Annotated in this window: 9 protein-coding genes; all 9 read right to left on the bottom strand. The window is 67.2% G+C overall.

The genetic code is table 11. From position 1 onward, the window contains the following. The 9 genes from N0B71_RS05645 to N0B71_RS05605 all read right to left on the bottom strand — a co-directional run bounded on the left by N0B71_RS05645 (position 1) and on the right by N0B71_RS05605 (position 13,191). Complete coding sequence (locus N0B71_RS05645; protein ID WP_259757747.1) at positions 1-810, bottom strand: universal stress protein; 810 nt, start codon at positions 808-810, stop codon at positions 1-3. 77 nt (positions 811-887) lie between these two features. Further along, complete coding sequence (locus tag N0B71_RS05640; protein WP_259757746.1) at positions 888-1,331, bottom strand: DUF4442 domain-containing protein; 444 nt, start codon at positions 1,329-1,331, stop codon at positions 888-890. 84 nt (positions 1,332-1,415) lie between these two features. Further along, positions 1,416-1,850, bottom strand: a complete 435-nt coding sequence (trxC, locus tag N0B71_RS05635) for a thioredoxin TrxC (RefSeq protein ID WP_259757745.1) — start codon at positions 1,848-1,850, stop codon at positions 1,416-1,418. 194 nt (positions 1,851-2,044) lie between these two features. Further along, positions 2,045-3,829 carry a methyl-accepting chemotaxis protein gene (locus N0B71_RS05630; RefSeq protein ID WP_442964664.1) on the bottom strand — a complete coding sequence of 595 codons (1,785 nt, stop codon included), beginning with the start codon at positions 3,827-3,829 and terminating at the stop codon, positions 2,045-2,047. Positions 3,830-4,349: 520 nt separating this feature from the next. After that, positions 4,350-5,627: a bifunctional O-acetylhomoserine aminocarboxypropyltransferase/cysteine synthase gene (locus N0B71_RS05625; RefSeq protein ID WP_259757743.1), complete on the bottom strand. Its 1,278-nt coding sequence runs from the start codon at positions 5,625-5,627 to the stop codon at positions 4,350-4,352. A 122-nt stretch (positions 5,628-5,749) separates the two neighbouring features. Beyond that, positions 5,750-7,210, bottom strand: coding sequence for a protein adenylyltransferase SelO (selO, locus tag N0B71_RS05620; protein ID WP_259757742.1), 1,461 nt, complete (start codon positions 7,208-7,210; stop codon positions 5,750-5,752). A 58-nt stretch (positions 7,211-7,268) separates the two neighbouring features. Then, positions 7,269-10,631, bottom strand: a complete 3,363-nt coding sequence (gene mscK, locus N0B71_RS05615) for a mechanosensitive channel MscK (RefSeq protein WP_259757741.1) — start codon at positions 10,629-10,631, stop codon at positions 7,269-7,271. 84 nt (positions 10,632-10,715) lie between these two features. Continuing rightward, positions 10,716-12,458: a potassium/proton antiporter gene (locus tag N0B71_RS05610; protein ID WP_259757740.1), complete on the bottom strand. Its 1,743-nt coding sequence runs from the start codon at positions 12,456-12,458 to the stop codon at positions 10,716-10,718. A 100-nt stretch (positions 12,459-12,558) separates the two neighbouring features. Beyond that, the gene (locus tag N0B71_RS05605; protein ID WP_259757739.1) at positions 12,559-13,191 is read right to left on the bottom strand and encodes a hypothetical protein; all 633 of its coding nucleotides are present in this window, start codon (positions 13,189-13,191) and stop codon (positions 12,559-12,561) included. Positions 13,192-13,285 lie beyond the last annotated feature (94 nt).

Here is a 13,285-nt window from a genome sequence, read left to right as displayed (position 1 = left end):
CTACTGGCTGATCAGCACATCGCAGGGCGGCCGGCGCAGGAAGTGACGCGTCGCGCTGCCCAGCATGGCCTGTTCGATGGCGCCGCGGCTGCGGCTGCCGAGGACCAGCAGGCTTGGCGTCCATTCCCGTAGTGCCGACTCCAGCGCCTGCTGGACCGCGCCCGACTGTACCGCGCAGAGCAGTTGCGGTCCGTTGGCGGGCACCTGCATGCGCTCATCCTGCAGCGCCTGGCGCAACAGTTCGCGCTGGGTTTCCAGATGGCTGTCGGCACGGCCGGCGTTCTTGCCCGGCTGGTAGGCGTTGAGCGCCAGCAGCTCGGCGTCGGCCCCCAGCAGCCGGTAACCGGCGCGCCAGGCCTGGCGGGAGCAGTGCGACAGGTCCAGCCCGGCCAGGGCCTTGTCATAAGGCGCGGCGGATTCCTCGACGGCCAGCAGGATTGGTACGCGGCAATGCCGGGCGATGCGCTCCAGGGTGGTGCCCTCGAAGCGTTCCAGCAGCTGTTGATGGTGCGCGCCGATCACCAGCAGGTCGGCGTGCAGCTCCTGCACCGCCTCGGTGATGCTGTTCGCCGCGCGACCCTGGCGGATGGCCAGTTGGTAGTCGGCCAGGTCGCTGGCGCGGGCCGCATCGCGCAGGGCCACTTCGGCGGCTTCGCGCACCGTGGTCATCATGCGTTCGGGGAAGAATTCCTCGATGACGTGCAGCAGCGTGACGCTGGCGCCGTGCTGGCGCGCCAACTGGGCGGCGCGACGCACGGCGATGTCCGCCTCGACACTGAGGTCGTGGGCGACGAGCAGGTTCCTGTACATGGTGGGCTCCCTCTGTGGCGCGTCCACTGTCGCGCCACGTAGGAAATTTCACCTTGATTCAGGGCAACGGCACCGGTTCAGCGGCTGCGCAGCTGATAGATGGCGTGGCTTTCGGCGACGACGTTGCCTTCGTCGTCCTTGAGTTGCAGGTCCAGCACGAATTCCGACTTGCCCTGGTGCGTGGCTTCCTCGCCGATGCGCTGGATTTCCTCCTCGCTCAGTCGCGCGTCCACCGTCACGTCGCTGGCGGCAGGCCGCAGGAAGCGCAGGCCGGCTTCCTTGACGATGGGATAGAAACGCCGGGCGTCGAAGCTGGTCAGCATCAACACGCCGCCGGGCAGTTCGGCCACGGTGAACAGGGCGCCGGCGTACATGTTGTGGATGTGGTTCTCGTTGCCCTTGAGCGGCATGCGCAGGCGCACGTGGCCCGGTTCTAGCACCTCGGCCTTGAGGCCGGTGCGCTTGACGAAGGCGATGTGCTCTTCGGTGAGCTGGCGGATGAACTCTTCGGGGTAGGGCATGGGCACGCTCCGTGTTTTTTGCCCAAGCCTAGCCCGCGTTCGCGCCCTGGCAATGACCGCCGCGATTGACCGAAACGCTCGCCCTCAGATGCCCTGGCGGGACAGCCAGTCGAGCAACTGCGGCAACGGCATCGCGCCGCTTTGACGCGCCACTTCCTGGCCGTTGCGCAGCAGGATCAGGCTGGGGATCGAACGAATCCCCAGGCGTGTGGAGAGGTTCGGGTTGGCGTCGCTGTCCAGCTTGGCCAACCGCACCTTGCCCGAGAGCCGCGCGGCAGCCTGCTCGAACACCGGCGCAAAGCCCTTGCACGGCCCGCACCAGTCGGCCCAGACGTCCACCAGCAACGGCAGATCGCCCTTGGCCTGGGCGGCGAAGCTGGCTTCGTCAAGGTTGAAGGGCGCATCCAGTACGATCGGCGACTGGCAGCGCCCGCAACTGGGCGAGTCCCCCAGGCGCGCGGCGGGCACGCGGTTCAGGCCGTTGCAGTGGGGGCAGGGGATGATCAGGGAATCGGACATGACGGGGCTCCAGAGGCTATGGCAGCTAAGTGGAGGCTCGGTCGGCGATTATCAACGGGCCGGGATCAGGCGGAGGCTCAGCAGGCATCGTTGGCCGCCCCACGCTGAGGAGTCACGAGCACGCCCGCTCCTGCAGTGGCCGCCGTTGTGGGCTTGCCTGGCAGGAGCGGGCAGGCCCGCCATCCAGCGACGCGTTACACGCGGAAGTGACTGACCAGCGTCTGCAATTGCCCGCCCAGGCGGGCGAGTTCGACGCTGGAGGCGGCGACTTCCTCGTTGGCCGACGCGGTCTGTTCGGAGACGTCGCGCACGTTCACCACGCTGCGGCTGATCTCCTCGGCCACGGCGCTCTGCTCCTCGGCGGCGGTGGCGATCTGCTGGTTCATTGCCTGGATGTTGGAGACGGTGCGGGTGATCTCGCCGAGGGATTCGCCGGCCTGGCGGCTGAGGGCGACGCTGCTGGCGGTGAGTTCGCGGCTGCCGAGCATGACGCTGGAGACCTGGCGGGTGCCGCTCTGCAGGCCGGCGACCAGGGCTTCGATCTCTTCGGTGGACTGCTGGGTGCGCTGGGCCAGGCCGCGTACTTCGTCGGCGACCACGGCGAAACCGCGGCCTGCCTCGCCCGCGCGGGCGGCTTCGATGGCGGCGTTGAGGGCCAGCAGGTTGGTCTGCTCGGCCACCGACTTGATCACGTCCATGACCTTGCCGATCTTCTCGCTCTCCTGCTCCAGACGCTGCATGGCCTCGGCGGAGCGTTCCACTTCCGCGGCCAGGTGCTCGATCTGCTCCACGGCCTTGTTCACCACGCGGTCGCCGTCCTGGGCCTGGTGGTCGGCGGCGGAGGCGGCCTGGGAGGCCTGCTCGGCGTTGCGCGCGACTTCCTGCACGGTGGCGGACATCTCGTGCATGGCGGTGGCGACCTGGTCGGTCTCGACCTTCTGGGTGTTGGCGCCGGCGCTGGTCTGTTCGGTGACGGCGGAGAGCTCCTCGGCGGCGCTGGCGATCTGGGTGACGCCGTCGCGGATGCCCCCGATCAGCTCGCGCAGGCTCTGGCTCATGCGCTGCATGCTGAGTTGCAGGCGGCCCAGTTCGTCGCGGCGGCTGACCTGGATGGTCTGCGACAGGTCGCCGGCGGCGATGCGGTCGACCACCGCCATGGTGTCGTGCAGCGGGCGGGTGATCTGGCGGGTGATGATCAGCGCGGCGATGCCGCCCAGCACCAGCGCCAGCAGGGTCACCAGGGTTTGCAGGGAGCGGGCGCGGGCGCTTTCGACGTCGCGGCGATCGAGCTGCAGTTGGTAGAGATTTTCGCTGATCTTGACGATGTCCTGGCCCTGGGCGGTCATTTCCTTGCGCGCCTGGACGATGCTGGCCATGTTCTGCCGCAGGGTCTGTACGGCGTCGCGGTAACTGCGCAGGGCGTTGCCCAGTTGCTGGACGTACTGGGCTTCACCGACGCCGAGCACGCTTTCCAGCGCTGGCAGGCCGGCGATGCTTTCGTCAAGGCCACGGGTGACGCCGTCGCCATTGCTGGTGAGCGCGGTGGCAAGGTAGTCGCGCACCTCGTAGCGGGCCTGCAGCAGGTCCTCGCGGGTGCCGGTGATGGCCTGGAAACGCGTGGCGCGCTCCTCGTCGGCCGGCGCCTTGAGGATGTCCTGCTGGATCTGCGCGGTCAGCTCGCTGGCGCGCGCGGCGTTGTCCTGCAGGGTGCGGCGGGTAATGGTGGCGCTCTGATAGCCGGCGCGCATGGCGGCCAGGGATTTCTCATAGTCGCCGATGATGCCGCCGAGCTGGTCGAGCAGGCGCACGTTCTCGGGGCTGACGAAGGACGCGCGCAGTTTCTGCTGCTGCGCCTTGAAATCGGCCAGCGTGCTCATGACGTTGGCGGCTTCCTGTTCGGCGCCATCGGCGATCATGTATTGCAGGCGGGTGATGCGCAGCTTGGTGAGGCGCGAGTTCAGCTCGGTGATGTCGCTCATCCAGTTGCTGCGGTCGATCAGCGAGCCCAGCCCGACCCAGCTGACGATGGCGAGGATGGCGGTAAAGGCGAGGACCAGGCCGAAGCCCAGGGCCAACTTGAGATTCACGCTCAGGTTGGAAATCCAGCTGTTCATTGACGATCTCCAGGAAAGGTTGTGTGAAGTCAGGCCGTTCGGAGATTGTTCTTGTTGGGGGCCAGGGTGGCGAACCACGTCCCTGCACTATCGGCAGGCTCGGACAGAACCCGATGGTGGCGAGCGAAAAAAGTTATCCACCGGCCGGCGCCGGAGGCGGGTCGGAAGCGGAAGACGGGGAGGGAAGCGGTGGACGGGCCGCGCAAGTCCCTTTTCGCTGGCGTATCAGGTGGCGCGGACGCCAGGGTGCCTGGGGTCAGGCGAGGGCGGCATTGTACGGAAGGACGAGGTCATCGTCTGCACGATGATGGCATCTGGATATGACGGCGAGGCGCGTGGGGGAAGATCGCGAGGCACCGCGTGGTGCCTCGCGAGGAGCTGTGGCTCAGGCTCCGGCGGCGTCCAGCGCCTGGGCGAGGTCGGCGAGGATGTCGTCGATGTGCTCGATGCCGATGGACAGGCGCACCATGTCGCGCGGTACGCCGGCCTTCTCCAGCTCCTCGTCGTTGAGCTGGCGGTGGGTGGTGGACGCCGGGTGGCAGGCGAGGGACTTGGCGTCGCCGATGTTCACCAGGCGGACTACCAGCTTGAGTGCGTCGATGAAGCGCGCGCCGGCTTCCTGGCCGCCCTTGATGCCGAACGAGAGGATCGCCGCCGGCTTGCCGCCGAAGTAGCGCAGCGCCAGTTCCTGTTCGGGGTGGTCGGCCAGGCCGGCATATTTCACCCAGTTCACCTGCGGGTGTTCCTGCAGGTATTGCGCGACCTTCAGGGCATTCTCGCAGTGGCGCTCCATGCGCAGCGCCAGGGTTTCCAGGCCCTGCAGGATGAGGAAGGCGTTGAACGGCGACAGCGCGGCGCCGGTGTTGCGCAACGGCACGACGCGGCAGCGGCCGATGAAGGCGGCGGGGCCGAAGGCTTCGGTGTAGGTGACGCCGTGGTAGGACGCATCCGGCGTGTTGAGCAGCGGGAAGCGCGCCTTGTTCTCGCTCCAGGGGAATTTGCCGGAGTCGACGACGATGCCGCCGATGCTGGTGCCATGGCCGCCAATGTACTTGGTCAGCGAGTGCACGACGATGTCTGCGCCGTGCTCGAACGGACGGCAGAGGATCGGCGTGGCGACCGTGTTGTCGACGATTAGCGGCACGCCGTGGCGGTGCGCGGCATCGGCCAGGGCCTGAAGGTCGACGATGTTGCCCGCCGGGTTGCCGATGGATTCGCAGAACACTGCCTTGGTGCGTTCGTCGATCAGTGCTTCGAGAGCGGCGATGTCGTCGTGGGCGGCGAAGCGTGTCTGGATGCCGAAGCGCGGCAGGGTATGGGCGAACAGGTTGTAGGTGCCGCCATAGAGCTTGGCCACCGAGACGATGTTGTCGCCGGCTTCGGCGACGGTCTGGATGGCGTAGGTGATGGCAGCCATGCCGGAGGCCACGGCCAGCGCGGCGACGCCGCCTTCCAGGGCGGCCACGCGCTCCTCCAGCACCGCGTTGGTGGGGTTCATGATGCGCGTGTAGATGTTGCCGGCGACCTTCAGGTCGAACAGGTCGGCGCCGTGCTGGGTGTCGTCGAAGGCGTAGGAACTGGTCTGGTAGATCGGCACGGCCACTGCCTTGGTGGTCGGGTCGGGGCTGTAGCCGGCGTGGATGGCCAGGGTTTCCGGTTTCATTGTTCGAGCGTCCTTGTGGCAGAAAGCCCGGAGAATGCGAGCGGCGCCCCGCCCCGGTCAATGACCGGGAGCAACGCCGGCAGGGCCGCCGCTAGATCGCTTTTTGCTGAGCTTATAACTGCTCAGGACGAGCAGCTGATTTCCAGGTGGCGGCCCCAGTCCGGAGGGCGGCGGGTGAAGGCTTCGGCGTCGGGCTGTTCGCCGAAGGGCGTGCTGAGCACGGCGTGCAGGCGGCGTACCACGCTGAAGTCGCCCTGTTCGGCGGCGCTGATGGCCTCCTGGGCGAGGTAGTTGCGCAGGACGTAGAGCGGGTTGACCGCGTGCATGCGGGTGCGGCGCGCGTCCTGGCTACCGCCTTCGCGTTCGACGCGGGCCTGGTAGTCGGCGGCCCAGGCATCGAAGCCGGCGAGATCGACGAAGTCCTCGCGGACCACCACCAGGGCCTGCTCCGGCGCCTGCTCGCCAAGGCGGCGGAAGAACAGCGAATAATCCACCGCGCCCTTCTGCAGGGTCTGCAGCAGGCGTTGCACCAGCTCCAGGTCACCGTCTTCAGCGGTGCTGAGGCCGAGGCGGCGGCGCATCCGGTCCAGGTAGTGGGCCTGGTACAGCGGCAGGAACAGCTCCAGCGTGGCGCGCAGGTCATCCACATCGACGAAGGGCGTCAGCGCCTGGGCCAGCGCGGCAAGGTTCCAGTGGGCGATGGGCACCTGGTTGCTGAAGGAGTAGCGGCCGGTGTCGTCGGAGTGGTTGCAGATGTGGTTGGCGTCGAAGTCGTCGAGGAAGGCGTAGGGGCCGTAGTCGAAGGTGATGCCCAGGATCGACATGTTGTCGGTGTTCATCACGCCGTGGCAGAAGCCGTAGGCTTGCCAGAGGGCGATCATCTCGGCGTTGCGTTCGACCACCTCGCGGAAGAAGGCAAGGTAAGGCTTTTCGTCGTCCAGGCACTGCGGGTAGTAGGACTGGAGGACGAACTCGGCCAGGGTGCGCAGGTGCTCTTCCTGCTTGGTGTAGTAGAAGTATTCGAAGTGGCCGAAGCGCACGTGGCTGGGGGCCAGGCGCAACAGCATGGCGCCGGTTTCCTTCGACTCGCGCCACACCGTGGTGCTGGAGCCGGTGACGCACAGCGCGCGGCTGCTGGGGATGCCCAGGGCGGCGAGGTACTCGCTGGCGAGGAATTCGCGGATGGACGAGCGCAGCACGGCGCGGCCATCCCCCATGCGCGAGTAAGGCGTCTGCCCGGCGCCTTTCAGGTGCAGGTCCCAGTGCTCGCCGGCCTCGTTCACCACCTCGCCCAGCAGCAGGCCGCGGCCATCGCCCAGGCGGGGGTTGTAGGAGCCGAACTGGTGCCCGGAGTAGACCATCGCGCGCGGGTCGGCTTCTTCCCAGAGCTTGTGGCCGGCGAAGATTTCCGCGAACAGCGGGCTATCCGCCTCGCTCGGGTCGAGGTCGAGCAGGGCCATGGCGGCGGGGCTGGCGACCACCAGGCGCGGGTCGGCGATGGGATCGGGCAGGACCTGGGTGGAAAACACGTCGCCCAGGCGGGCGAAGCGGTTATCGAAGGTCAGTTCGTCGAGCTTTTTCACAATCTAACTCCGGACAAGTCCGAGCATTGTGCTCGGACTTGTCCGCGGGCGTCCACCCTCAGGCCTTGTCGCCGCTGGGCTTGTCGTCCTTCGCTGCGGAGAGTTTCACCGGCGTGGCGGCGCTTTGCGGCTGGCCGACGATGACCTGGGTTTCATGCCCCTGGAAGTTCTTCAGGAACACGTCGACCTGGTTGAAGGCCATGTCGATGCCGGCGTCGCGGAAGGCCAGGGCGATGCGCGTGAGGGTTTCGTCCACGGCCGGGTTGCGGTCGCCCAGCTCGCGTACGTGGAAGCGCAGCTCGTAGTCGAAGGTGCTGGCGCTGATCGTGGTGAAGTACACCACCGGCTCCGGGTCGCGCAGGATGCGGGTGTTGGCGTGGGCGGCGTCGAGCATGATCTTGCGCGCCAGCGGCAGGTCGCTCTCGTAGGCCAGGCCGATCTTGATGGTGACCCGGGTGACGGTGTCGCTCAGCGACCAGTTCACCAGCTGGCCGGTGATGAAGGTCTGGTTGGGGACAATGATTTCCTTGCGGTCGAAATCGGTGATGGTGGTGGCGCGGATGCGGATCCGGCTGACGGTGCCGGACAGCGTGCCGATGGTCACCACGTCGCCGATCCGCACCGGGCGCTCGAAGAGGATGATCAGGCCGGACACGAAGTTGGAGAAGATCGCCTGCAGGCCGAAGCCCAGGCCGACCGACAGCGCGGCCACCAGCCATTGCAGCTTGTCCCAGCTCACCCCGAGGGTGGACAGCGCGCTGACGATGCCGATGCCGCTGATGGCGTAGGACAGCAGGGTAGTGATGGCGTAGGCGCTGCCCTGGGCCAGGGTCAGGCGTTGCAGCACCAGTACTTCCAGCAGGCCGGGCAGGTTGCGCGCGAGGGCGACGGTGACGGCGGCGATCACCAGGGCCATGAGGAAGTCGCTCAGGCTGATCGGGGTGGTGGACGCGGCGTCGCCGGTGCCGCTGGTGTACTGGTAGAGGGTCACGTTGTCGAGGTAGGAGACCACGCTGATCAGGTCGGCCCAGACCCAGTACAGGGTGACCACGAAGCCGATCAGCAGGCCCAGGCGGATCAGGCGCATGGACTGGTCGTTGATCTGTTCGATGCCCAGGGTGGGCTCTTCGATCACCTCGGTGCCCTCGATGCCTTCCTTGGGTGCGTTCTGCCGCTTGCTCAGTGCGCGCTGGTAGGCCAGGCGGCGGGCCGCGACGCCCATGCCGCGGATGAAGGTGGCTTCCACCACCATCCAGAACATCAGCAGGAACAGGCTGTCGATCAGCCGGTCGGTGAGCTTGAGCGCGGTGTAGTAGTAGCCGAAGCCCACGGCGAGGAACAGGGCCACCGGCAGGGCGGTGAAGCCCAGGCCGACGATCATCTTGATCATCGACGGCCGCTCGCTGGACGGGCTGTTGAACAGCAGCTGGGCGAGCAGCCAGGTCATCGCGCCATAGCCGAACAGCACCACGGCGATGCCGATCACGTCATCGGCCAGCGAGGCCGGCGAGTGCTCGGCAACGGTGACCACGGCCACCAGCGCCATCACCACCAGGCCCAGTCGGCGCATGAGCTTGCCGAGGAACTGCACCTGCGCCTGGCTCCAGTGGAAGTGCCGCTCGGCGATGCCGCCCGGACGCAGGATGCGGTGCGCGGTGTAGAACACCAGCCAGACCTGCGCCATTTCCAGCAGCGCGCTGCCCAGGGTGGCGTTCTGCCCGCGGGCGTCGAGCACCAGGGCGAGGCCGGCAATCGCCAGCGCCAGGGTGCCCGGTAGCGCCAGCAGCACGGCGAGCAGCAGGGCCAGCGGGGTGTGGGCCTGGCTGTCGCGCTTGAAGTGGCCGATGTCGTCGTTCAGCGATTCCAGCTTGTCGTAGAGGAACTTGCGCTTCCACAGCAGCGCGGCGACCAGCAGGAGCAGCGGCAGGAACAGGAACGGCCGGTCGATCAGGCCCTCGCCCAGCTCCTTCACGCCCGAGCCCCAGGGCACCTCGGCCAACTGGTGGTGCAGCAGGGTCGGGGTCATCTTGAACCAGGACAGGTCCAGCGGGCGGTTGCTGGGAATCCAGAACATCTGCTCGTCGAGGGTCGCGCGCAGGCTGCTGCTGGTTTCCTTGAGCTGCTTCTGGTTCAGTTGCAGGGTGATGGCTTCGTTGAGCAGCGCGTTCAGCTCGTGGTTGAGGCGCTCCATCAGCTCCAGGCGGGTGTCCACCAGCTCGGAGAGGTCCTTGCGCAGCTGCGGGGTCAAGCTTTCCTGGGATTGCTGGGCCAGCAGGTTGTCGATGTAGACCTGGGTGTTGTTGATCTCGTCGCGCTTCTGGTTCAGCTCGAACTGGTACAGGCGCAGGTCGGCGATCTCGTCGGCCAGGTCCTGGTCGGTCTTGATCACCGGCAGCGACTGCTTCTGCTGGTAGAGGATCTTCGACAGCAGCAGGCTGCCGCGCAGCACGTTGATCTGCTCGTCCAGCGCCTGCTCGCCCTGGGTCAGGGTATCGAGCTGCTGCTTGGCTTCGAGGTTGCGCCGGGTCAGGGTGTTGAGGCGGTCGGTGGTGCGCAGCAGGTAGTCCGACAGCTTCAGGTTGGCGGCGCTCTGCTGGCTGAGCAGGCTGTCGGTACCGGCGGCCTGGTCGGCGTCCTTGGACAGCTCGGCGACGGTCTTTTCCGACTGCTCGCGGCGCTTGTCGCTGATCATCGCCTGCAGTTCGAGCGTCTCGCGCTCCTCGCGGCCGATGCGTTCGGCCAGCAGGTCACGCTGGCTGGAGGCGAGGTCGAGCAGCAGGTTGTTGCCGGCCAGTTGCTGGCGCAGCAGCAGGTTCTGCGCGGTCAGCGCGGCCTGCTCGGCCAGCAGTTCGTTGCGGTGCTCCTCGCCCAGCGGCTTGTTGCCTTCCTTGCCGGCCTTGAGCGCGGTGTTGATGTCGAGCAGGCGCGTCTGGTTCCTGCTCAGGTCGGCCTGGGCGCGCTCGGGGCGGGTCTGCGCGGTGAGGATCTCGCTCTTGGCGTCGATCATCTCCTTCTGCCAGGCGGCCAGCTGGGTGGATTGCTCGTTGAGCAGCATTTCCAGCTGGGTGGCGTTGTAGCCGCCATAGCGCTGGTTGGCGGGCTTCTCGCTGCTGGCCTTGAGGCGATTGAGCGCCTTCTGGTTCTCGCTGATCAGTTTGGGCGCATCGGCCAGGCGACCCTTCAGCTCGCTGAGCTGCTTCTCGCTGTCGGCCTTGGCGGCGAGCAGCTTGAGGGTATTCTCCAGGCTCGCCTTGATCGGCTTGGCGTCGATGTCGGAGAGCTTGCGATCGGCCAGGCCGTCGAGGCTCTGCTGCACCTGCTCGGCGCTGGGCGGGGTGGTGTCGGCGGCCAGCGCGGGCAGGCCGGTGAGCGAGCCGCCCAGGAGGACAGCGGTCAGAAGGGTACGCAGCAGGAATGACATGGTCGCGATCAGCGGCTCGTGCAAAAAAGTCGAGTGAGGGTAGTGCTGGCGGGCCGGCACCCGCAAGCGGGCACCGGTGGGCGGTCAGAGGAACAGCCCCGGGCCGGGGCGTCCTTCGGGGAATTTGACCCCGACCTTGCGAATCTTGTTCCCGTCCAGGGCGGCTACGGTCCAGGTCAGGCCGTTCCATTCCACCTGGTCGCCAATGATCGCCTGGCCGCCGATTTCGTGGGCGATGAAGCGGCCCAGGTTCTGTTCGCCGTCGACGCCTTCCAGCTTCAGCCCGTAGAGCGAGGCCACGGCGGACAGCTGGGCGTCGCCTTCGAGGACGAAGTCGCCGAAGAAGCGCGCGCTCAGGCCGCGATCCGGCGCCTGGCTGAACAGCTTGCCCAGCGCGGAGAGGTCATGCTCGTGGCCGATCACGCAGAGGATGTCGTCCGCCTCGAGGATGGTACTGCCGGAGGGGTGCAGCAGCTGGGTGCCGCGGAACAGCGCGGCGATACGGGTGCCCTCGGGCATCTTCAGCTCGCGCAGGGCGGCGCCGATGCACCACTTTTCCTTGCTCAGGTGGTAGACGAACAGCTCCCACTCGCTGGTCGGGTGGACCTCCAGGCCCGCGCGGGAAATCGGCGCCGGGTCCGGCGGCACCACCACGCGCAGCAGCTTGGCAGCCCAGGGCAGGCTGGTGCCCTGCACCAGCAGCGAGACCAGCACGATGAAGAAGGCCACGTTGAAGAACAGCTGGGCATTGGGCAGCCCGGCCATCAGCGGGAACACCGCGAGGATGATCGGCACCGCGCCACGCAGGCCGACCCAGGCGATGAAGGCCTTCTCGCGGCCATGGAAGGCGCGGAACGGGAACAGCCCGACCAGCACCGACAGCGGGCGGGCGAAGAGAATCATCCACAGCGCCAGGCCCAGGGCAGGCAGGGCGATGGGCCACAGGTCGTGGGGCGTGACCAGCAGGCCCAGCACCAGGAACATGCCGATCTGCGCCAGCCAGGCCATGCCGTCGAGCATGTGCATGATGCCGTGGCGCGAGCGGATCGGCTGGTTGCCCAGCACCAGGCCGCACAGGTAGATGGCGAGGATGCCGCTGCCGTGCGCGGCGTTGGCCAGGGCGAAGATCAGCAGGCCGCCGCTGATCGCCAGCAGCGGGTAGAGCCCGTTGGCCAGGTGGATGCGGTTGATCACCTGCAGCAGCAGCCAGCCGCCGCCCAGGCCGAGCACCGAGCCGATGCCGAACTCGCGCAGGAAGTGCCAGAGGAAGCTCCAGGACAGGCCGCTCTCGCCATGGGCGAGCATGTCGATCAACGTCACGGTGAGGAACACCGCCATCGGGTCATTGCTGCCCGATTCGATTTCCAGCGTGGCCGTGACCCGCTCGTTCAGGCCTTTGCCGCCCAGCAGCGAGAACACCGCCGCGGCGTCGGTGGAGCCGACGATGGCGCCGATCAGCAGGCCTTCCATCCAGCTCAGCTTGAACAGCCAGGCCGCGGCGATGCCGGTCAGCCCGGCGGTGATCAGCACCCCCGCGGTGGCCAGCGACAGCGCCGGCCACAGGGCCACGCGGAAGCTCGACACACGGGTGCGCAAGCCGCCGTCCAGCAGGATTACCGCCAGCGCCAGGTTGCCCACCAGGTAGGCCATGGGGTAGTTGGAGAAGCCGATGCCGCCGGGGCCGTCGGTGCCCGCCACCATGCCGACGGCGAGGAAGATGACCAGGATCGGGATGCCCAGCCGCGAGGACAGCGAGCTGACCAGGATGCTCATGCCGATGAGCACCGCAGCGATCAGGAAATAGCTGTTGATGGCCACGGCATCCAAGGTGTCGACCTCCTGGGGAATGGGGGAGTGGCGACGCTACTCAAGGATCAGGATGCAGGCCGCATGCCAATCGATTCTAACCTGCGGATTTACAAGGCTGTCAAAGGTTTGTTGAGGACCGCTCGGTAGCGCTTTCCGGCCACTGCCCGATGCTGGCCCAGGTCGGTACCAGGCTCGGCGACGCCAGCTCGTCGGGCGCCCAGGCGGTCGCCTCGTCCAGGGGCAGGTGCACCGCCTCCAGGCAGGCCTGTCGGTCGCGCTGCAGGGCGGCGCGGGCGCGGGCCACTTCGCCGTTGATGTTGGCTTCCCCCTGCACGGCGCGAACCTGCGTGTGCCACAGGTGGCGGGCCGAACTGCCGGCCACGCCGCAACTGCCCAGCGGGTCGTAGTAGGACGAGCCGAACTGCGCGTAGCCGGCATTGACCAGTGCGTTGAAGTAGCGGCTTTGCGAGGCGACCGACTTGCTGTCGCCGCCACGCAGGAGGGCGACGCCGTCGGCAATCGCCTTGTCGATGTCCTTCAGGTAGTCGTCGGCGTGCTGGAAGGCCTCGCTGTTGCGCTCGCTGAAGATGGGCGCGGTACGCGGGGAAAGCGCCGCGTCGCGTTGCTTGCCGTCGTCGGTGGAGCCGGTGTTGAACAGCACCAGCGTGCAGCCGAGGGCGACGATGATGGCAAGTAGCGGGAAGAAGAGCTGGAAGCGGCGCAGGAGGGTGGTGCGGGAGAAGGTCGGCATGGCGTAGGTCGTGATGGGATTTTTCGCAGCCGCTATTCAACGGCATCCCTCCAGGGCCACACATTCGGCGGGGTCAGAGATATGAGTGGGAATT

Origin of the sequence: Pseudomonas sp. GCEP-101 (assembly GCF_025133575.1) — a bacterium.
Taxonomy (GTDB): domain Bacteria; phylum Pseudomonadota; class Gammaproteobacteria; order Pseudomonadales; family Pseudomonadaceae; genus Pseudomonas; species Pseudomonas nitroreducens_B.
Note: the sequence above shows the minus strand (reverse complement) of the source record. Positions and strands in the feature narration are given on the sequence as shown.